Genomic DNA, 18863 nt, shown 5'->3' on the forward strand with positions numbered 1-18863 from the left:
AGGGCGGACCCGAGGACTTCTCGCCCCCTAGGCGCGCGCGACCGCGATGCGCAGCTCGCGGCCCTCGATCGTCGCGGGGTCGCTGGCCCCGTTGCCCTCGTAGGAGACGCTGACCGCCAGCGTCTCGCCGGCCACGTACGGCTCGTGCTCGCGCGCGGCCTCCAGCAGCTCCCCGTCGCCGCCGAGCGTCAGCGCGATCCGGTCGGAGATCTCGAGCCCCGCGTCCTTGCGCGCGTTCTGCACCGCGCGGACGACCTCGCGGGCGAGCATCTCGCGCCGCAGCGTCTCGTCGATCGAGAGGTCCAGCGCGACCGCGTGCGACGCCTCGCGCTCCACCTGGTAGCCCTCGAGCGGCTCGAGACGCAGCTGCAGGTCGTCGGCGGTCAGCTCGTGCTCGTCGCCGCCGATGTTCACCCCGACCGTGCGCCCCTCGCGCAGCGACTCCGCGGTCATGACCGGGTCCAGCGCGGAGACGGCGTCGGCGACCATCGGCATCGACTTGCCGAAGCGCGGGCCGAGCGTGCGGTAGTTCGGCTTGACCTCGTACGAGCCGAGGTCGTCGGCCCGCTCGACGAACCGCAGCGCCTTGACGTTCAGGTCGTCGCGGATGAGATCGCCCATCGCCTCCAGCGCGGTCCGCTCGGGCCCCGGCGCGACGATGACGGCCTCGCGCAGCGGCTGGCGGACCTTCACCTTCGCGGCGGCGCGCGCGGCGCGGCCGAGGCGGACCGCCTCGCGGACGACGCGCATGCCGTCCTCCAGCGCGAGGTCGCGCGGGCGGGCGGGGTCGGGTCCGGGCCAGTCGGTGAGGTGGACGCTCGCCTCGTCGCCCACGAGGTTCTCGTAGATCTCGTCGGCGACGAACGGCGTGAACGGCGCCAGCAGCTGCGCCGTCGTGACGAGGCACGTCCGCAGCGTGTCGAACGCCGCGCCCTCGTTCTGCCAGAACCGCCGCCGCGAGCTGCGCAGGTACCAGTTCGATAGGTCGTCGACGAACTCGGCGATCGCGCGCCCGGCCATCGTCGCGTCGAAGTCCTCGAGCCGCTCGGTCACCGTCTCGACCGTCGCCGCCAGGCGCGACAGGACCCAGCGGTCGAGCTCGGTCGGCTCGGACGGCTCCGGCGACGGCGTGGCGTTCGCGTTCAGGACGTAGAACCCGTACGTGTTCCACAGCTGCTTGAGGAACAGGCGGACGCCCTCGCCCACCCGGTCCATCGAGAACTGGTAGCCGTCCCACGGCTGCTTGGATGTGAAGAAGTACCAGCGGAACGCGTCCGCGCCGAACTGGTCGAGGACGCTCCACGGGTCGACGATGTTCCCCTTGGACTTCGACATCTTCTGCCCCTCCTCGTCGAGGATGAGGCCGAGGCAGACGACGTTGCGGAAGTCCGACTGGTCGAAGATCAGCGTCGAGATCGCCAGCTGCGAGTAGAACCACCCGCGCGTCTGGTCGAGCGCCTCGCAGATGAAATCGGCGGGGAACCGCTGCTGGAAGAGCTCCTCGTTCTCGAACGGCGCGTGGTACTGCGCGAACGGCATGGCGCCCGAGTCGAACCAGACGTCGATGACCTCGGGCACGCGCCGCATCGGGCGCGAGCACTCCGGGCACGGGAAGCCGACGTCGTCGACGTACGGACGGTGCGGGTCCTCGAGGCGCACGCCCGACAGCTGCTCGAGCTCGTCGAACGAGCCGATGCAGTGGACGTGGCCCTCCTCGCAGCGCCAGACGGGCAGCGGCGTGCCCCAGTAGCGCTCGCGCGACAGCGCCCAGTCGACGTTGTTCTCGAGCCACTTGCCGAAGCGCCCGTGCTTGATGTGCTCGGGGTGCCAGTTGACCGACTCGTTCGCGGCGAGCAGCCGGTCGCGGACCTTCGATGTCGCGATGTACCAGGCCGGCTTGGCGTAGTAGAGGAGCGGGTCGCCCGAGCGCCAGCAGAAGGGGTACGAGTGCTGGAAGTCCTCGGCGCGCAGCAGCCGGCCGCGGCCGCGGAGGTCCTCGATGAGGTCCGGATCGGCGTCCTTGACGAAGCGCCCCGCGTACTTGCCGATCCGCTCGTCGTACGTGCCGTCGAGCTTCACCGGGTTGACGACGTTCAGCCCGTACCGCTGGCCGAGCTGGAAGTCGTCCTCGCCGAACGCGATCGCGGTGTGCACGAGTCCGGTGCCGTCCTCGGCGGTGACGAAGTCGGCCAGGAGCACGGTGTGCCCGCGCTCGCCGTAGGCGTCGCGGCCGAGGTAGGGGAAGGGCGGCTCGTACCGGACGCCGTCGAGCGCGGCGCCGGGGAAGCGCTCGAGCACCTTCACGTCGGCGTCGGGGTGGGTGGGCCTCAGTACACGGTCCAGGAGCGCCTCGGCCAGGACGACCGGCGCCTCCAGCGGCCCGGTCTTCACGCGCACGTACGTCAGCTCGGGATGGACCGCGACCGCCGCGTTGGACACGAGCGTCCACGGGGTCGTCGTCCAGACGAGCAGCTCGTCGCCGCGCTGCACCGGCCCGCCGTCCTCGACGACCGACAGCTTCACGTAGACCGACGGATCGATCACGTCGCGATAGCCGAGCGCCACCTCGTGCGACGACAGCGCGGTACCGCAGCCCGGGCAGTACGGGACGACCTTGTGGCCCTCGTAGAGCAGGCCCTTGTCGTAGATCTGCCGCAGCGCCCACCACACCGACTCGACGTACGTCGTGTCGAGCGTCCGGTACGCGTCGTCGAGGTCGATCCAGAAGCCGATGCGCTCGGTCAGCGCGTTCCAGTCCTCGAGGAACTCGAAGACCGACTCGCGGCACTTCTGGTTGAACTCGGCGATGCCGTAGTCCTCGATCTCGTGCTTGTTCGTGATCCCGAGCTGCTGCTGGACGGCGATCTCGACCGGCAGGCCGTGCGTGTCCCAGCCGCCCTTGCGCGGGACGTAGTGGCCACGCATCGTCTTGAAGCGCGGGTAGATGTCCTTGAACACCCGGGCCAGGACGTGGTGGGATCCCGGCCGGCCGTTCGCGGTGGGGGGCCCCTCGTAGAACACCCATGGCTCCGCACCTTCCCGTCGGCGCAGAGATTCGTGGAACACGTCACGATCTCTCCAGCGCTGCAGGACGGCCTTCTCCAGCTCAGGGAAGGACTGGTTCGGGTCGACTGGGCGATGCGCCATGGAAAGGCCATTCTAGGAGTGGAGAAGTGAGGGATCCGATGACCGCTCGAATCGCAGCCGGGCTGCTCGTCGCCGCAGCGCTGGCCGCGCCGGCCGCCGCGGGAGCGGCGACGTGGTCGGCGCCGGTCACGGCCGACGTCGCGAAGGGGCCCGCGCGGGTCACCGATCCGGTCGTCGTGCCGGGCAGCAACGGGACGAACGTGACCGCGTGGGTGCGCCGCAACCCCGGCGGCAGCGGGCTCATGGCGCGCTTCGGGAACCCCGGCGGCGCGCAGCAGCTGCTCGTGCACTCGTCGGCGAACCGGATCGCGGCGCCGACGCTGCTGACGCAGCCTGGCGAGGCGATCTTCGGCTGGCGCTGGGACGACGGCTCCGTGTTCCGCGTGCGGGCGCGCGCGGTTCGAACCGCGAGCATGCGGCTGACGGCGCTGCAGACGCTGACCGGCGGCGGCTCGACGGCGTCCGCGCCGGCGTTCGTGGCCGGGCCGGGCGGCGCGCGCCTCGCGTGGCTGCGCGGCTCTTCGACGCCCGACCTCGAGCTGGCGTCGCCGGGCGCGAACGGCCGCTTCGCCGGCACCGTGCGCTACCTCATCCCCGGCCTGCTGCAGGCGGATGCGAGTGTCACGAGGACCGGCGGCAACGTCGTCGCCTACACGAAGCGCATCAGCGGGGTCGCGTTCCCGCGGCTGACCGTCGCGACCCAGGGCACCGGCGGGCTGCGCGACGTCGCGCAGTTCGAGGGTGACGGGCCGGCGAGCGACCCGGCCGTCGGCGTCGAGCCCGACGGGACGATCGTCGTCGCCTGGGTCGAGACGATCCAGCGGATCACCCAGCGCGTGCTCGTCGCGACGCGCGCGCCCGGCGCGGCCGAGTTCACGGCGCCGCGCGTGCTCGACGACGGCGTCTCGGCCGACGACGTCGCGGTGCTGCCGAAGAGCGACGGCGACACGCTGGTGTCGTGGCTGCAGAGCGCATCGGCGGCGACGCTCGACGACGCCGGCTCGCGCCTCATGGTCGCGACGCCGGCGGGCATCGCGCGCCGCATCAGCGACGTCGACGACACCCCGCTCGCGTACGGCGCGGCGGCCGACGGCCGCGGCAGCGCGCACTTCGTCTATCGCGACATCTCGACGTCGCCGCGCGGCGGCCCGCTCGTCGAGGTGACGGTCGACGGGGCCGAGCACACCGGCGTCCGCAAGCGCGTGACCGCCAAGGGCGAGCTCGCGGCGACCTTCTCGGTCGGCGCGAGCGCCGGCGGGGCGGTCGCGGTCGCGTGGTCGACGGCCGACGGGCGCCGGATCCGCCTGCGCGAGCGCCGCTAGGCCGGGTCCTCCGGGCGCCGCGTCTCCGCGGCGCCCGAGCCTGTCAAGCGGCCAGCTTGCGGCAGAGGTCCGCGAACTGGCGCTTCTCCACCTCGTCGAGCACCGAGAACGTCGCCGCGACGCGCTCGGTGTGCTCGGGGAAGAGGCGGTCGACGATCTCCCCGCCGCGCGGGGTCAGCGCGATGGCCGCGACGCGGCGGTCGTGCGGCAGGCGCGTGCGCGCGACGAGGCCGCGCTGGCACAGCGTCGTGACGACCTCGGTCGCGTTCGCCTTCGAGGTCCGCAGCCGGCGGCGCAGCGTGCGCAGCTCGAGCTCGCCGCCCGCGGTCGCGAGCACGACGAGGACCGAGAAGCCGGTGGCCGAGACGCCCTCGCGCTCCAGGTCGGCGGACAGCCGCCGCCGCACGGACGCCTCCGCGCGCAGCAGCGAGTCGAGCGCGCGATGGGCCAGCGGGTCGCCGGGCACGAGCATCGGCGCGGAGTTCTACCTGCATCCCCGGACGTTCCAGGTGCCACGAACGACTACGGCCCGGGCGCCCGCCCGGCGAGGGCGGTGGCGATCCGGTCGCGCGCCGCCTCCCGCACCGCGGCAACGCCACCGTACGCCGCGGGGTCGAGCGGCGGGAGCACCTCGACGCGGCAGTCGACGTGCTCCTGGAGGACCATCCCGTGCTTCGGCAGCGCGCGGCCGGTGCCGTGCACCGCGATCGGGATCACCGGCACGCCATGCTCGACGGCGAGCTCGAACGCACCGTCCTTGAACGGCTGCAGCCGGCCGTCCTTCGTGCGCGTGCCCTCGGGGAAGAAGAGCACGGGGTTGCCCCGGCGCAGCAGCCGGCTGCACTCGGCGAGCATCGTCACCACGGACGAGCGGTCGCCGCGCACGAGCGGGACGTAGCCGTTGAGGCGCATGTTCCACCCGACGAACGGGATCTTGAAGTTCTCCGCCTTCGAGACCCACTTGTACGGGCGGTACAGCGCGAACAGGACCAGGATGTCGATGAGCGATGCGTGGTTCGCGACGAGGACGGCCGGGCCGCGCCAAGGCAGGTGCTCGCGGCCGGTGACCCGCACCTTCCACAACGGGTTGATGAGGACGTAGGACATCGCCCACGCCGACGAGTACAGGTGCAGCACGACCTTGCGGCGGTCGAAGGGCAGCGTGACGGCCCAGACGACCACCGCCCCAAGGAAGAAGATCGGGCACGTGATGGCGATGAGCGCCCAGTAGGCGTACGAGACCAGGCGCATCACGAGCACCGGGTCCTACCCGCACCAGGGCCCGGGGTTACGGCACGACGCCGAGCGCGGCGAGCTGGTCCTTCTCCGCCTGCACCGACTCCGCGTCGAACTTGAAGTACGTCCGCGGAGGCAGCGTGCCCCACGTGTTCGACGCGTGCGGGTCGTCGGGGAAGTGGCGCACCTGGTGGCCGGGATAGACGCGCTCCATGTCCGCGAAGAGCTCGACGAAGATCTCCTCCTCGACCATGCGGATGTAGCAGAAGAGGTTCTGCGCCATGCCGTGGCGGCCGGGCCCCCACGACACCCACCGGCCGTGCTGGCCGATGTGGTCGAGCGCCTGGCGCATCTCGCCGAAGTCGACGAGCTCGAACGCGAGGTGGTGGATGTGGCGGTAGCCCTTGTCGAGGAACGCGATGACGTGGTGGTCGGGGTTGACGTGCATCCAGCACGCGCCGTCGCCGATCCAGTCGGTCGTGCGGAACCCGAGCACCCGCTCGTACCAGCCGGCGATCCGCGCGACGTCGTCGGTCAGGAAGTTCACGTGCCCGAGCTTGCGCGGGTGGTAGGCGGGCAGCTCGTCGGTGAAGCGCGCCACGGGCGGCCAGCGCTCCTCCAGCGGCAGTTCGACCGACTCGACGACGACCACGCCGTGGCCGTCCGCGTCGTCGAGCCGCAGCCCGGGCCCGCGGCCGGGCACCTCGATGTCGACCGCGCCGGCGTCCTCGGCCGCGAGGCGCGCGGCGGCCTCCTCCATGCTCACGTCTCGCAGCAGCTCCCAGCCGACGTGCTCGAGGCCCGGCGCCTCGTCCGACTCCTCGAGCCAGAGGCAGAAGTCCTCGTAGCTGCAGCGCAGCAGCGCGCGCTTGCCATCCACCTCGCCCGTCAGGCCGTGCAGCAGGCACCAGCGGTCGCGCGCCTCGCGCACGTCGGCGACGCGCAGCTTCACGTGGTGGATCGCACCGATCATGAGCCCTCCCCGAAGAGCGACGTCCGCTCGCAGACGGTCTTGACGTCGCAATAGAAGTCGAACGAGTGGTGACCGCCCTCACGGCCGATGCCGGAGTCGCCGGAGCCGCCGAACGGCGTCTCGAGGTCGCGCACGTAGAAGCAGTTGACCCACACGGTTCCCGCGCCGACCGCGGCCGACAGGCGGTCCGCGCGCTGCTCGGACCCGGTGTAGATCGTCGCCGCGAGCCCGAAGTCGGTCGAGTTCGCGAGGGCGATCGCCTCGTCGTCGTCCTCGAACGTCTGCAGCGCGAGCACCGGCCCGAACACCTCGTTGCGCAGGATGTCCGCGTCGGCCGGCACGTCGGTGAACAGCGTCGGCGGGAAGTAGAGGCCGCCGAGCGACTCGCCGCCGAACGCGAGCGTCGCGCCCTGCTCGACCGCGCGGGCGATGTGCCGGCGGACGCGGTCGAGCGCGACCGGGTGGATGAGCGGGCCGTACGTCGTGCCGTCCTCGCGCGGGTCGCCAACCTCGATCGCATCCACCTCGGCGCGGAAGCGCTCGAGGAACGCGTCGTGGATCGAGCGCTGCACGAGCAGCCGCGTGCCCGCGAGGCAGACCTGCCCGGAGTTGTCGTACTGGTAGGCGGCGGTCTTGGCGGCCGCGGCGAGATCGGCGTCGTCGCACACGATGAACGGCGACTTGCCGCCGAGCTCGAACGAAACCGGGGTGAGGTTGGCGGCGGCGTCTCGGTAGACGGTGCGCGCGGTGGCGGGCGACCCGGTGAACGCGACGCGGTCGACGTCGCGGTGCCCGGTCAGCGGCGCTCCGGCGTCCGCGCCGGTTCCCTGCACGAGGTTGAACACGCCGGCCGGCACGCCGGCCTCGACGCAGAGGTCGGCGAACAGCGACGCGGTCAGCGGCGCCCACTCCGGGGACTTGAGCACGACCGTGTTGCCGGCGGCGAGCGCCGGGCCGATGCGCCAGGTCGCGAGCATGAACGGCGCGTTCCACGGCGTCGAGATCGCGGTGACGCCGGCCGGGTCGTGCCGCACGCGGTTGCGCTCCCCGCCGTGCAGCGTGCGCGGCGGCTGGGCGAGGCGCTCGACGGCGAAGTCGGCGAAGAAGCGGATGTTGTTCGCGCCGCGCGGCAGCACGCGCTCGCGCATCGCCTCGAGCAGCGACCCGTTGTCGGCGACCTCGACCTTCGCGAGGTCGGGCACCGCGGCGCTGATCGCGTCGGCCAGCCGGCCGAGCACCTCGCGGCGCCCGTCGGGGCCGAGCGCCGCCCAGGCGGGGAACGCCCGCCGGGCCGCCGCGACCGCGGCGTCGACGTCGGCCGCTCCGCCGGCCGCGACGTCGGCGAGCTTCCAGTTCTCCCAGTCGATCGGGCTGCGGACCTCGAAGGTCTTGGCGGAGCCGACGCGCTCGCCGCCGATGAAGTGGCGGGTGTCGACGGAGACGCCCTCGACCTCGATGTGCGCCGCTCCCACGGCCGCTCCGCTCATGCCTTCCGGTCCTCCTCGTTCGCCGTTCGCACGACGCGGCGCAGCAGCTGCGCCAGCGTCGCCTTCTCGTCCGCGGACAGATCGCGCGTGACGCGCGCCTCGCCCTCGTTGAAGCGTGGGAACACCGCCTCGATCGTCCGCTCGCCCGCCGCGGACAGCGAGACCACGACGAGCCTCCCGTCCGACGCGTGCGTGGCTCGTCCGACCAGACCGCGGCCCTCCAGCGTCGCGACGAGCCCGGTGACGGTCGGGCGGCTGCAGGCCATCGAGGTGGCGAGCGCGCGCGTCTCCATCGGCCCCCAGACCCAGAGGTTGAAGAGCAGCGAGAAGCCGCCCCAGCTCAGCCCCTCGCCGCGCAGGACGCTGCGTTCGAGGTGCGTGCGCAGTGCCTGCGCCGCGCGCCAGATGTTCGCGGCCGCTGCCATCGCCGCCACGTCGACCGGCAAGTCGCCGACGCGGGCGAGCACGTCGTCCTCCTCCCGGACGAGCGACGCCACGGGCTGCGGTTGCGAGGCCACGGAGAACACATTAGGCTCCTAACGAGATGCCGTCAACGCCTCGTGTCCTCGTTCTGCAGCATGGGCATGCCGGCCCGCCCGGCGTACTCGGCGAGTGGATGGCCGACCGCGGGCTCGAACCGGAGATCCACGCCTCGTGGAGCGATCCGGTGCCGCGCACGCTCGACGGCTACGACGCGGTGGCGTCGCTCGGCTCCCAGTACTCGGCCGACGCGGGCGAGCCGGGCTGGATCGCGGACGAGATCGCGCTGCTGAAGCGCGCGGTGGAGGAGGACGTGCCGGTGCTCGGGCTGTGCTTCGGCGGCCAAGCGCTGGCGGTCGCGCTCGGCGGCGGCGTGCGCCGCGCGTCGATCCCCGAGGTCGGCTGGGTCGAGGTCGCGACGACGGCGCCGGACGTCGTGGCGCCGGGGCCGTGGCTGCAGTTCCACTGGGACGTGTTCGACCCGCCCGTGGGCGCGGAGGTCCTCGGGCACACGCCGGCCGGGCCCGCGGCGTTCCGCCACGGCCGCCACCTCGGCACCCAGTTCCATCCGGAGGTGACGCCGCCCATCGTCGAGGAGTGGGTGGCGATGATGCCCGGCGAGCTCGAGGAGCTCGGCGTCGACGGCGAGGACCTGCGCGCGGCCGGGTTGCACCATGCGCCCGGTGCGCGGGCGAACGCGTTCCGGCTGTTCGACGCGTGGTGGGAGCGCGCCCGGCGCTAGGCGGCGGCGATCCCTCGGGGCTCCGCCGCTCGCGGATGGTCGAACGAGGCCCACGCCGCCGTCACGTGCCGGGTCAGGTCCGCCAGCACGGCCTCGCGGTCGGCCAGGGCGGGCACAGGCGCCTGCTCGTGGACCGGCTCCTCCGCGCTCATCCCCTGCTCGTCGCGCTCGATCACCCCGGCGGACCGCATCGACGCGGGGCGGCGAGGGAGGGCGGGACGCTCAAACGGGAAGTGCGGGGTCGTCTTCGCCGACGATGCGGGCGCCCGTGTGGGCGAGCAGGACGCCGGGCTGGCCGTGGCCGCCGATGCCGCTCGACCCCCAGAACGCCTGCGCCGAGCCGGGAGCGAGATCGAGGAGGTGGGTCCCGCCGAGGCGGACCTCGCCGGCGTGGAGCGTCCGGCCGAGCGCGAAGGCGCGGTCGGCGTCGCCGGCGAAGACGTAGGCGGCGAGGCCGTCGCCGAGTGCGTTCGCGGCGCCGACCGCCTCGTCGTCGTCGCCGACGGAGCGCACGGTGATGACGGGGCCGAAGATCTCCTCGTTCGCGTCCGCGCCGGTGACGACCGTGGGGCTGAGGAAGAAGCCCGGCAGATCCGGGACGTCCGCCGTGGCCTGCGCCGTGCCGCCGAGCGCGTTCGTCCGCGCGACGACCCGATCGCGGTGCGCGCGGTGGGAGAGCGGGCCCATCGTCGTCGCGTCGTCGCCGGTCGGCCCGATGCGCACGGCCGACAGCACGTCGCGCAGGGCGTCGACGAGGTCGTCGTGGCGCTCGCGGGCGACCAAGACGCGGCGCGGGGCTTCGCACCACTGCCCGTTGAGCTTCGTCATCCCCTCGGCGAGCGCGCGCGCCGTCGTCTCGACGGCGGCGTCCTCGGTCACGATCGCCGGGTTCGTCCCGCCGAGCTCGAGTTGCAGGGCCGCCATCCGCGCGGCCGCGACGGCGGCAACCGCCCGCCCCGCGGCCGCGCCGCCCGTGAGGCTCACGACGCGCACGCGCGCGTCGGACGCGAGAACCATCGCGACGTCCGCGCCGCCGTGCACGACCTGCAGAGCGCCCGCCGGCAGCTCAGCCTCGAGCGCGGCCTCGGCGATGAGCGCCGCCGCCCCGGGGGCATGCTCGGACGGCTTGAGGATCGCCGGGCACCCCGCCGCCAGCGCGTTCGCGATCTTCGTGACCGCCGTCGGCGAGGGCGCGTTCCACGGCGTCAGGAGCGCCGCCGGGCCGAACGGCAGCCGGTGCAGCTCGACGCGCCGGCCGTCTGCCGGCAGCGCCTCGGGCGCCAGCGCCTCGCGCGCCGTCGCCACGACACCCCGCATGGTCCCGCCGAGCGACCCCGCGATCGCCCGGGTCACCGAGAGCGGAACGCCCGAGTCGAAGGCATCGGCAACCGCGATCCCCTCCGCCCGCACGTCGAGCGCCTCCGCGAACCGTTCGAGCAGAGCCGCCCGCCCCTCGAGATCGATCCCACTCCACGATCCGCGGCCGCCGCCCCAGGCGAGAGAGGCGGCATCGAGCGCACCCTCGAGCGCCTCCCGAGACGTGGCGCGCTGCCGCCCGACCACCTCGCCTGTGTTCGGATCCTCGAGGACTCCGCCGAGTTCGATCGCGGGCTCCCGCGCCGCGCCGGCGATGAGATCAGTCTGAACCGGCATTGGTCTGGACCGTAGACCGCAGGACCGATACGGTCAACCGCGTGAACAACGCGATCCCGTCGTTCTCGACGCATCTTCCGGTCCGGATCCGGTTCGGCGATGGGGTGCTTGCCGAGCTGACCGAGACGCTCGCCGCGCTCGGCGTCGAGAGGCCTGCCGTCGTCGCCGACCCGGCAGTGCTGCGTATCCCGGCCGTTGAGCAGGCGCTCGCCGCAGTCGGCGGTCCGCCAGTGCACGTCATCGCGCCGGCGGAGCCGACTCCGGCGTCCGCGAACGCGGCCGGCCAGTGGTTGGCCGGCCTCGGTGTGGATGGGCTGATCGGGATCGGGGGCGGGTCCGCGCTCGACACCGCCAAGGCCGCGCGGCTCGTCGCGGCGCACGGGCCGATCGAGCCGTTCCTGTGGCCCGGCGAGCCGATCCCCGTTCCGCCGCTCGACCTCCCGCTCGTCACCGTGCCGACGACGGCGGGCACGGGCAGCGAGGTCACGGGCGGCATCGTGCTCGCCGACCACGACCGCGGGCTCAAGGTGGCCGCGCCCAGCCCGCACAACCGCGCGCAGGCGTGCCTCGCCGACCCCGTCCTCACCCACGGCCTCCCGGCGGGCCCGACGCTGCACGGCGGCCTCGACGTACTCGCACAGGCGATCGGCGCGATCACTGCCGCCACGCGCCAGCCGGTCGCCGACGGCATCGCGCTGGAGGCGCTGCACCTCGTCCGGGACGCGCTCCCACGGGTCGTCGAAGCACCGGCCGACCACGATGCCCGCAACCGCCTCGCGTGCGCGAGCCTGATGGCCGGCCTGGCGATGAACCTCTCCGAGGCCGGCACCGACCACTCGCTGGGCCACGCGCTCGGGGTCCGCCACGGGATCGCGCACGGGCTCAGCGTGGGCGTGGTCATCGCCGAGGCGCTCGACCACGACCGCCGGTTCGTCCCCGACCGGGCGGAGCGCATCGCCGACGCGCTCGGCGAGCCGCCAGGCGGCGACGCCGACGGCTCGCGCGCCGTCCGCGCGGTCCACCGGCTCCTCAAGCACGTTGGCTGCCCGGCGCTCGGTTCGCTCGGCGTGACGGAGGCCGACGTCGAGCCGCTCACCGATCTCGCCCTCGCCGGCTGGATCCCCGTGGAGCCCGGCCCGTGGCGGCGCGAGGACGTCGCCGGCGCCTACCGCACAGCCCTCGCCGCCGACCGATGACCGAAGGAGGACCGTCCGTGACCGGCCTGCCCGACGGCGTGGAGATCGTCCGCGTCTCGTACCCCGACCTGCACGGCGTCTGCCGCGGCAAGGACGTCCCCGTCGGCGCCTGGCCGTACGTGCAGGAGCACGGCATCGCGCAGACCGAGGCGGTCATGACCGTCGATCTGCGCCACAACGTCGTCGCCGGCTTCGAGCACGGCTTCCGCGACTTCCGCGCCATCCCCGACCTCGGCACGCTCGTCCGCCGCCCCGACGACCCGGCGGTGATGTGGTGCCTCGCCGTCGGCCACGACGAGCACGGCGACCGCTGGGGCGTCGACCCGCGCAACGCGCTCGCCGCCGCATGCGAAGCGCTCGCCGAGCGCGACCTCCATCCGGTCGCCGCGGCCGAGCTCGAGTTCTACCTCGTCGAGCCCGGCACGCTGGCGAACTACGTCGCGCACGACTCGTCGGTCTACACGTGCGGCCCGATCTCCGACCCCCGCGGCGTGCTGCGCGAGATCGTCCGCGCCGCCCGCGACCTGGACCTGCAGCCGACCGTCGCGACGCAGGAGTACGGCCGCGGGCAGTACGAGATCAACCTCATGCACGGGCCGGCGCTCGATGCCGCCGACCGGGCCTTCCGCTTCAAGGCCATGGCGAAGGACATCGCCCACGTCAACGGCCTGCTCGCGACGTTCATGGGCCAGCTGCGCGACGACGACGAGGGATCGGGCTTCCACCTCCACGTCTCGCTCGCGCGCCCCGACGGCGCCAACGCGTTCTTCGACGAGAGCGATGCCGACGGCCTGAGCCCGCTCGCTCGGCAGTTCGCCGCCGGCGTGCTCGAGCACATGCCGGCCCTCACCGCGCTGCTCAACCCGACCGTCAACGCGTACCGGCGCTTCATCGCCGAGAGCCTCGCCCCCACCCACATCAACTGGGGCCTCGAGAACCGGCTCGCGCTGCTGCGGTTCCCGGCCGAGCGCGGTGCGGCGACACGCGCGGAGATCCGCTCCGGCGACGGCACCGCGAACGCGTACCTCGTCATGGCGGCCCTGCTCCGTGCCGGGCTCGACGGCATGGACCGGGGCCTCGAGCTGCCCGCGCCCGTGGCCGGCAACCCGTACGACCTCGACGAGTCGGCGCTCGGCCCGGCGCTTCCGCGGACGCTCGACGCCGCCCTCGACGCGTTCGAGGCCGATGAGGTGCTGTGGCGCGGCCTCGGGGACCCTCTCTGCCGCACGTTCACGATGATCAAGCGCTACGAGCTCGACCGCTGGCACGCCGAGCTGGCGCGGGTGACCGAGTGGGAGCGCCGTGAGTACGCCCACCACCTCTGACGCGCTCTCGCCGGACGCGGCGTTCGCGCCGCTCGAGCTGCCGGCCGCGTACGAGGCGGTCGCCGCGCGGCTGCGCCGCGCGATCCACCTCGGCACCTTCGCGCCGGGGGAGCGGCTGCCGGCCGAGCGCGACCTCGCGAGCCGCCTCGGCGTCTCGCGCGTGACGCTGCGCGAGGCGCTGCGCGTGCTGCAGGGCGAGGGCTACATCGTCACCCGCCGCGGGACGCGTGGAGGCCCCGTGGTCGCGGTGCCGCCCGAGCGCCTGAAGGCCGACCTGCGCGCGCGTCTGCCCCAGCTCGAGGAGCTCATCGCGTTCCGCCTGGTCGTCGAGTGCGGCGCGGCGCGCCTGGCCGCGACGCAGCGCACCGACGAGGACCTCGAAGCGCTGCACGCCGCCGTGCGCGAGCTGCGCGCCGCGCCCGACGCCGCCGCGTTCCGCCGTGCCGACGCGCGCTTCCACCTCGCGATCGCACGCGCGACCGGCAACGCGCTGCTGGAGCGGACGATCGTCGACGCCCGCGAGCGCATGTTCGGCGCCACGGACGCGCTGCCGTTCACCGTCATGCTCGAGCGCACGGCGGGGGAGCACGCCGCGGTGCTCGCCGCGGTGCGCAGCCGGCGCGCCGAGGCCGCGGCGCGGCGCATGGCGGAGCACATCGCCAGCGCGCGCACGCAGCTCCTCGACGTCCTGCGCTAGGCGTCTCCGCCCGCGACGCGCCGCTCGGCCTCGTCCTCGGGCATCGCCAGTGCGACGTGCAGCGTCGCGGCGGTGACCTCGGGCTGGTAGCCGACCCCGGGGAGGAGATCGCGATCGAGCTCGACGATCGGGTTCTCCAGGCGGCCGATGCCGTCGATCTCCACCGCCACCACGTCGCCCACCTCGACCGGCCGCGAGTGGGCCGGCGTCCCGGTGAGCAGCAGGTCGCCGGGCTCCAGCGTGATGAGCCGGGCGAGGTCGGCGATCTGGTAGGCGACGGAGAACATCAGGTCCTCGCCGACGTTCGCCTCCTGCACCTGCTCGTCGTTGACGAACGTGCGGATGGTCAGCTCCTCGGGCACGATCTCGTCCGCGGGTGCGATCCGCGGCCCGATCGGGCAGAAGCCGTCTTGGCCCTTGACACGCAGCATCGCTCCGCGGTCGGCGTGGCGGAAGTCGTGGACGCCGAAGTCGTTGGCGATGGTGTAGCCGCGGACGTAGTCGAGCGCCTCGTCCTCGGACACGCCGAGGCAGGGCTTGCCGATCACCACGGCGAGCTCGCCCTCGTAGTTGAGGTAGCGGCAGCCGCGCGGGCGCGCGACCGGAGCGAGGTGCTCGCTCAGCGAGCTCGGCGGCATGAGGAAGTACGACGGGTACTCGGGCGGTGCCGCCATCTCGTACTCCTCCACGCGCGACCGGTAGGTCAGGTGCGTCGCGATGATCTTCGACGGCGGGGGATCGATCAGCGGGCTCATCGGGTGGGCATGTCCTTGTCGTGCTGAGCGACGACCTCGCCGCCGTCGACGGTGTACGAGAAGGAGAAGCGGAAGCCCTTCATGACCTCCTGCGGCGCGATCGCCCGGAGATCCTCGAGCGTGTCGTCGTACAGCCGCAGCTCGGCGTCGCCCTCCCACACCTCGGTGCCGTCGCGGTCGAAGCCGCCGGCGCGGACGAGCTCGAAGACGTCCGGCCGCAGCCCGTCGTAGGCCGGGAAGTGCCGCGTGTTGTGCATCGGCGGGTCGTTGACGGTTGGGCCGGTCTCGGACACGCCGGTGAGCGTGACGACCGCGCGGGCCACCTGCCGGTCGTTCGCCGCGCACGTCGCGCCGAAGCGCGCGCCCGGCTCGAGGCGCGGCGTCGCCTTGCCGACGGGGAACAGCCGCGTCATGTGGATCGAGCCGAGCTTCTTCGGGAAGCCCTGGATCCAGCCGCGGTACATCGCGAAGTCCTTGTCGACCCAGATGTAGACGCAGCGACTGACCGGCTCGCCGTTCAGCTTCGCGCCGACGACGATGAAGAACTCGCGGTACTGCGACTGGATCGGGTCGACGAGCTCGTGCAGGTCGTCGCTGCACGACTGCCAGTCCGCGAAGATCGCCGCGACCGCGCCCGGATCGTCCGCGGGCTCGAGCTCGGGCGGGAGCAGCGCCGCCACCGCGTCGGGGTCCGTGCGGTACTCGACGATGAGGAAGTCGCCGGAGTAGTGCCACGGCGGCGGCGGCACGATGCCGGCCCGGCCGTCCGGCGAAAGGGGTGCGGTGTAGCCGCGTAGCGTCACGTGCTCCTCCTGATGAGCCACTCGAAGAGCCGGTGCTGCACCGGCTCGCGCATCTTCTCGGGATGCCACTGCACGCCGATGGCCGGCCAGCCGTCGGCCGGCTCGACGCCCTCGATCAGGTCCCCCGCGGCGTGCGCGGTGATGCGCAGGTCGCCGGCGTCGGCGATCGCGTGGTGGTGGATGGTGTTGACCTCGACCTGCGTGGCGCCGAGCGCGCGCTCGAGCTCCGAGCCCGGCTCGACGGTGACCGGGTGGCGCTCGGCGAGGATCTCCTCCGGGCTCAGCGAGGCCATGTCGCGGTGCTCCGCCTCCTTGGGCAGCGACTGCGCGAGCCGGCCGCCCGCCGCCACGGCCATGATCTGCGCGCCGCGGCAGATGCCGAGCGCCGGCAGCCCCCGGCGCCGCGCCTCACGCACGAGCGCCAGCTCCCACGCATCCGCCGCGGGGTCCACGTCGGCGTTGCCGCCGTCGTCGGCGGCGCCGTACGACGATGGGTCGACATCGCCGCCGCCGGACAGCAGCACGCCGTCGGCCAGCCCCAGCGCGGCCTCGGCGATCTCCGCCTCGTGCCCGCGCGGGGGCCGCGGGACGACGAGCGGGACGCCGCCCGCGGTCGCCACGCCGTCGCTGTACGCGGGGTCGAGCGCGTCGAGCACCGTGCGCTCGCCGAGGTACGTCGGCACGACGCGCCGCCATGGGGTGATGGCGATGCGCGGGCGGCGGCTCATGCCAGCGCCTCGACGCGCGACACGAGCCGGCGGCACAACGCCAGCACCTCGTCGCGGTCGTCCGTGTACATCGACGGCTTGAAGCAGATCGTGGTGTAGCCGGCCTCGAGCTGCGCGGGAATGCGCTCGGCGGCCTCGTCGAGGTCGCCCGGGTGGTCGTCGTCGGGGAACCGCGGGCGGATGCCGCCGACGACCTCGAGCTCGCCGAAGTCGCGGCCGGCCGCCTGCATCGCGTCGCGCAGCGGAGCGAGCTCCTCGGCCGTCGGCTGGCCGAAGGGGTGCAGGCCGTGGCCGTGCTCGACGAGGCGGCGGATGATCCACGGCGAGACCTGGATCCCGCCGAACCACATCCGCGGCCCGTCCGGGCGGTACGGCTTGGGCTCGAGCCAGACGTCGTCGAAGCGGTAGTGCTCGCCGTGGAAGCTCGCGGGGCTCCCGGCCCACAGCGCCTTCCAGGCGGCGAGGTGCTCGTCGAGCAGCTTGCCCCGCTTCTCGAACGGCACGCCGAGCGCGTCGTACTCGTCGCGGTGCCAGCTCACCGTCGGCTGCACGACGAGCCGCCCCTCGCTGACGAGGTCGAGCGCCGCCAGCTGGTGGGCGAGCAGGAGCGGATGCCGCAGCGGCGCGATGATCGCCGCGCCGATGAGCCGCAGGCGCTCGGTCACCGCGGCGATCGCGCTCATCAGGACGATCGAGTCGGGCCACGGCGTTGCGGGATCCTGGTTGCCGGGCGCGGCGTAGTCGCGCGGGTTGCCCATGATCCCGTTGGCGCCGGAGCTCGGCCCCAGCACGATGTGCTCGCTGATCATCACGCCGTCGATGCCGGCGTCCTCGGCCTCCTGTGCCATGCGCACGAGACCGCGCAGATCGCGCGGCGACTGCAGCGTCCAGTTCTCGGTGAGGACGAGGACGAGGCGCGGCGGCGTCACGCCGCGAGCTCCACCCGCACCGGCAGCTTCTTCAGGCCGTTCGTGAAGTTCGTGCGGTGACGGACGGCCTCGCCGGCGAGCTCGACCTTGGTCACCCGCTCGAGCAGCTCCTCGAGGTAGACCTTCAGCTCGAGCTTGGCGAGGTGCACGCCGAGGCAGTGGTGCGGGCCGCCGCGGCCGAACGTCAGGTGGTCCTTCGGGTTGCGCGTGACGTCGAGCCGGTGCGGATCGGGGTAGTGGTCGGGGTCCCGGTTCGCGGCGGCGAACCAGACGACGACCTTGTCCCCGGCCGGGATCTGCGTGCCGCGGATCTCGACGTCCGTCGTCGTCGTGCGCCGGAAGTACCAGACCGGCGACGAGAAGCGCAGGAGCTCCTCGACCGCGCTCGGGATGAGCGAGCGGTCCCGGCGCAGCAGCTCGAACTGGTCGGGGTGCTCCGCGAGCGCCTTCGTCCCGAGCGCGATCGCCTGCCGGGTCGTCTCGTTGCCGGCGACGATCATGAGCGCGAACATGTTGTCGAGCTCGCGGTCGGTCAGCGGACGGCCCTCGATCTCGCCGACGGCGATCTTCGTGAGCACGTCTTCGCGCGGGCACTCGCGGCGCTCGGCGTAGTGCGCGCGCCCGAGCGCGCACAGCTCGTCGGCCCACGGCGACCCGAACGGCTTGTACTTGTCCTCATCGCGCTCGCCCGCGAAGGCGTGCTCGCCCACGTAGTCGGGATCGGTGTCGACGAGCAGACGGTCGCCGAGCTCGATGAGCGTCGGAAGCTCCTCGTCCGGCAGCCCCAGGATCTCGCCGAGCACCCGGATCGGGATCGGCGCGGCGAGCTCGTGGACGAGGTCGAGCTCCTTCTGCGGGAGCACGCGGTCCAGCAGGGTGGTGACGAGTGCGCGCAGCCACTCCTCGTACCGGCCGACGGCGCCGGGCGTGAAGTTCGTCGAGATGAGGCGCCGGTACTTGCCGTGCTTCGGCGGGTCGAACTCGAGGAAGTTGCGGCGCGCGTCGAGCACGTCCTCCGGCAGGTCGTGGATGTTCGCCGCGCCCCCGACCTCGGAGGAGAACGTCTTGGGGTCGCGGATGACGCCGGCGACGTCATCGAACTTCGTGAGCGCCCAGAACCCCCGGCCGCCGTCGGGCTCGGGGTGGCGGAAGACCGGCGCTTCGCGCTGCAGGAGGTCGAAGACCTCCCACGGCTCGTGGTCGGCGAAGAGGTCGTTGTCCAGCAGGTCGACGTGCTGGAGATCGGGCCCCGAGGTGCTCATGGCCGCCAACCGTACTCCTCTCGGACAATGTATCCAAGTGGGCGGTGTTGACCGCGGTCCGCGGCTCTGCGTAATGTATCCGAGCACACGTTGAGCGCGGCCCGGAAGCGGGCCGCTTGGCGGCTGGA

General features: G+C 73.2%; 18 protein-coding genes. 5 read left to right on the forward strand and 13 right to left on the reverse strand.

The features are described 5' to 3' along the window. Positions 1-27: 27 nt before the first annotated feature. The gene (gene ileS / locus AC1UE4_RS20370; protein WP_482919163.1) at positions 28-3147 is read right to left on the reverse strand and encodes an isoleucine--tRNA ligase; all 3120 of its coding nucleotides are present in this window, start codon (positions 3145-3147) and stop codon (positions 28-30) included. A 38-nt stretch (positions 3148-3185) separates the two neighbouring features. On the opposite strand from ileS, the gene AC1UE4_RS20375 reads away from it, so the two are divergent. Next, the gene (locus tag AC1UE4_RS20375) at positions 3186-4469 is read left to right on the forward strand and encodes a hypothetical protein (RefSeq protein ID WP_482919164.1); all 1284 of its coding nucleotides are present in this window, start codon (positions 3186-3188) and stop codon (positions 4467-4469) included. Positions 4470-4512: 43 nt separating this feature from the next. Here the strand turns inward: AC1UE4_RS20375 and AC1UE4_RS20380 are convergent, their stop codons facing one another. The 5 genes from AC1UE4_RS20380 to AC1UE4_RS20400 are packed head-to-tail and all read right to left on the reverse strand — an operon-like array spanning position 4513 to position 8683. Further along, complete coding sequence (locus AC1UE4_RS20380) at positions 4513-4941, reverse strand: MarR family winged helix-turn-helix transcriptional regulator (RefSeq protein ID WP_482919165.1); 429 nt, start codon at positions 4939-4941, stop codon at positions 4513-4515. 50 nt (positions 4942-4991) lie between these two features. Beyond that, positions 4992-5720 carry a lysophospholipid acyltransferase family protein gene (locus AC1UE4_RS20385; protein ID WP_482919798.1) on the reverse strand — a complete coding sequence of 243 codons (729 nt, stop codon included), beginning with the start codon at positions 5718-5720 and terminating at the stop codon, positions 4992-4994. Positions 5721-5757: 37 nt separating this feature from the next. Then, positions 5758-6678: a VOC family protein gene (locus tag AC1UE4_RS20390; RefSeq protein WP_482919166.1), complete on the reverse strand. Its 921-nt coding sequence runs from the start codon at positions 6676-6678 to the stop codon at positions 5758-5760. Beyond that, the gene (locus AC1UE4_RS20395; RefSeq protein WP_482919167.1) at positions 6675-8165 is read right to left on the reverse strand and encodes an aldehyde dehydrogenase family protein; all 1491 of its coding nucleotides are present in this window, start codon (positions 8163-8165) and stop codon (positions 6675-6677) included. The genes AC1UE4_RS20390 and AC1UE4_RS20395 overlap by 4 nt, the downstream gene beginning before the upstream one ends. Then, positions 8162-8683 (reverse strand): MarR family winged helix-turn-helix transcriptional regulator, encoded by a 522-nt coding sequence (locus AC1UE4_RS20400; protein WP_482919168.1) that lies wholly within the window; start codon positions 8681-8683, stop codon positions 8162-8164. The genes AC1UE4_RS20395 and AC1UE4_RS20400 overlap by 4 nt, the downstream gene beginning before the upstream one ends. A 98-nt stretch (positions 8684-8781) precedes the next feature. On the opposite strand from AC1UE4_RS20400, the gene AC1UE4_RS20405 reads away from it, so the two are divergent. Beyond that, positions 8782-9387 (forward strand): type 1 glutamine amidotransferase, encoded by a 606-nt coding sequence (locus AC1UE4_RS20405; protein ID WP_482919169.1) that lies wholly within the window; start codon positions 8782-8784, stop codon positions 9385-9387. Here the strand turns inward: AC1UE4_RS20405 and AC1UE4_RS20410 are convergent. Both AC1UE4_RS20410 and AC1UE4_RS20415 read right to left on the reverse strand, forming a co-directional pair. Next, positions 9384-9563, reverse strand: coding sequence for a hypothetical protein (locus AC1UE4_RS20410; protein WP_482919170.1), 180 nt, complete (start codon positions 9561-9563; stop codon positions 9384-9386). The genes AC1UE4_RS20405 and AC1UE4_RS20410 overlap by 4 nt on opposite strands. 46 nt (positions 9564-9609) lie before the next feature. Next, the gene (locus AC1UE4_RS20415) at positions 9610-11040 is read right to left on the reverse strand and encodes an aldehyde dehydrogenase family protein (protein WP_482919171.1); all 1431 of its coding nucleotides are present in this window, start codon (positions 11038-11040) and stop codon (positions 9610-9612) included. A 41-nt stretch (positions 11041-11081) separates the two neighbouring features. On the opposite strand from AC1UE4_RS20415, the gene AC1UE4_RS20420 reads away from it, so the two are divergent. Genes AC1UE4_RS20420 through AC1UE4_RS20430 form a run of 3 tightly spaced genes read left to right on the forward strand, consistent with a single transcriptional unit; the run spans position 11082 to position 14258 of the window. Continuing rightward, positions 11082-12236 (forward strand): iron-containing alcohol dehydrogenase family protein, encoded by a 1155-nt coding sequence (locus tag AC1UE4_RS20420; RefSeq protein ID WP_482919172.1) that lies wholly within the window; start codon positions 11082-11084, stop codon positions 12234-12236. A gap of 17 nt (positions 12237-12253) precedes the next feature. Next, positions 12254-13561: a glutamine synthetase family protein gene (locus AC1UE4_RS20425; protein WP_482919173.1), complete on the forward strand. Its 1308-nt coding sequence runs from the start codon at positions 12254-12256 to the stop codon at positions 13559-13561. Further along, positions 13539-14258: a FadR/GntR family transcriptional regulator gene (locus AC1UE4_RS20430; protein WP_482919174.1), complete on the forward strand. Its 720-nt coding sequence runs from the start codon at positions 13539-13541 to the stop codon at positions 14256-14258. Before AC1UE4_RS20425 ends, AC1UE4_RS20430 begins: the two co-directional genes overlap by 23 nt. Here the strand turns inward: AC1UE4_RS20430 and AC1UE4_RS20435 are convergent. Genes AC1UE4_RS20435 through AC1UE4_RS20455 form a run of 5 tightly spaced genes read right to left on the reverse strand, consistent with a single transcriptional unit; the run spans position 14255 to position 18735 of the window. Further along, a complete protein-coding gene (locus tag AC1UE4_RS20435) occupies positions 14255-15013 on the reverse strand; it encodes a fumarylacetoacetate hydrolase family protein (RefSeq protein ID WP_482919175.1) in 759 nt (252 codons plus the stop codon). The genes AC1UE4_RS20430 and AC1UE4_RS20435 overlap by 4 nt on opposite strands. Then, on the reverse strand, positions 15010-15816 hold the full coding sequence (locus tag AC1UE4_RS20440) for an acetoacetate decarboxylase family protein (protein ID WP_482919176.1): 807 nt from the start codon (positions 15814-15816) through the stop codon (positions 15010-15012). Before AC1UE4_RS20440 ends, AC1UE4_RS20435 begins: the two co-directional genes overlap by 4 nt. Then, a complete protein-coding gene (locus AC1UE4_RS20445) occupies positions 15813-16544 on the reverse strand; it encodes a gamma-glutamyl-gamma-aminobutyrate hydrolase family protein (protein ID WP_482919177.1) in 732 nt (243 codons plus the stop codon). The genes AC1UE4_RS20440 and AC1UE4_RS20445 overlap by 4 nt, the downstream gene beginning before the upstream one ends. After that, positions 16541-17473, reverse strand: coding sequence for a TIGR03619 family F420-dependent LLM class oxidoreductase (locus tag AC1UE4_RS20450; RefSeq protein WP_482919178.1), 933 nt, complete (start codon positions 17471-17473; stop codon positions 16541-16543). Before AC1UE4_RS20450 ends, AC1UE4_RS20445 begins: the two co-directional genes overlap by 4 nt. After that, positions 17470-18735 (reverse strand): cytochrome P450, encoded by a 1266-nt coding sequence (locus AC1UE4_RS20455; RefSeq protein WP_482919179.1) that lies wholly within the window; start codon positions 18733-18735, stop codon positions 17470-17472. The genes AC1UE4_RS20450 and AC1UE4_RS20455 overlap by 4 nt, the downstream gene beginning before the upstream one ends. Positions 18736-18863: the final 128 nt, after the last annotated feature.

The organism is Parviterribacter kavangonensis (assembly GCF_056863335.1).

Bases quoted from the DNA above. Each gene is read 5' to 3' on its own strand.
- ileS (WP_482919163.1), bottom strand. From the start codon at position 3,147: ATGGCGCATCGCCCAGTCGACCCGAACCAGTCCTTCCCTGAGCTGGAG.
- AC1UE4_RS20375 (WP_482919164.1), top strand. From the start codon at position 3,186: ATGACCGCTCGAATCGCAGCCGGGCTGCTCGTCGCCGCAGCGCTGGCC.
- AC1UE4_RS20380 (WP_482919165.1), bottom strand. From the start codon at position 4,941: ATGCTCGTGCCCGGCGACCCGCTGGCCCATCGCGCGCTCGACTCGCTG.
- AC1UE4_RS20385 (WP_482919798.1), bottom strand. From the start codon at position 5,720: ATGCGCCTGGTCTCGTACGCCTACTGGGCGCTCATCGCCATCACGTGC.
- AC1UE4_RS20390 (WP_482919166.1), bottom strand. From the start codon at position 6,678: ATGATCGGTGCGATCCACCACGTGAAGCTGCGCGTCGCCGACGTGCGC.
- AC1UE4_RS20395 (WP_482919167.1), bottom strand. From the start codon at position 8,165: ATGAGCGGAGCGGCCGTGGGAGCGGCGCACATCGAGGTCGAGGGCGTC.
- AC1UE4_RS20405 (WP_482919169.1), top strand. From the start codon at position 8,782: ATGGCCGACCGCGGGCTCGAACCGGAGATCCACGCCTCGTGGAGCGAT.
- AC1UE4_RS20415 (WP_482919171.1), bottom strand. From the start codon at position 11,040: ATGCCGGTTCAGACTGATCTCATCGCCGGCGCGGCGCGGGAGCCCGCG.
- AC1UE4_RS20435 (WP_482919175.1), bottom strand. From the start codon at position 15,013: ATGAGCCCGCTGATCGATCCCCCGCCGTCGAAGATCATCGCGACGCAC.
- AC1UE4_RS20445 (WP_482919177.1), bottom strand. From the start codon at position 16,544: ATGAGCCGCCGCCCGCGCATCGCCATCACCCCATGGCGGCGCGTCGTG.
- AC1UE4_RS20455 (WP_482919179.1), bottom strand. From the start codon at position 18,735: ATGAGCACCTCGGGGCCCGATCTCCAGCACGTCGACCTGCTGGACAAC.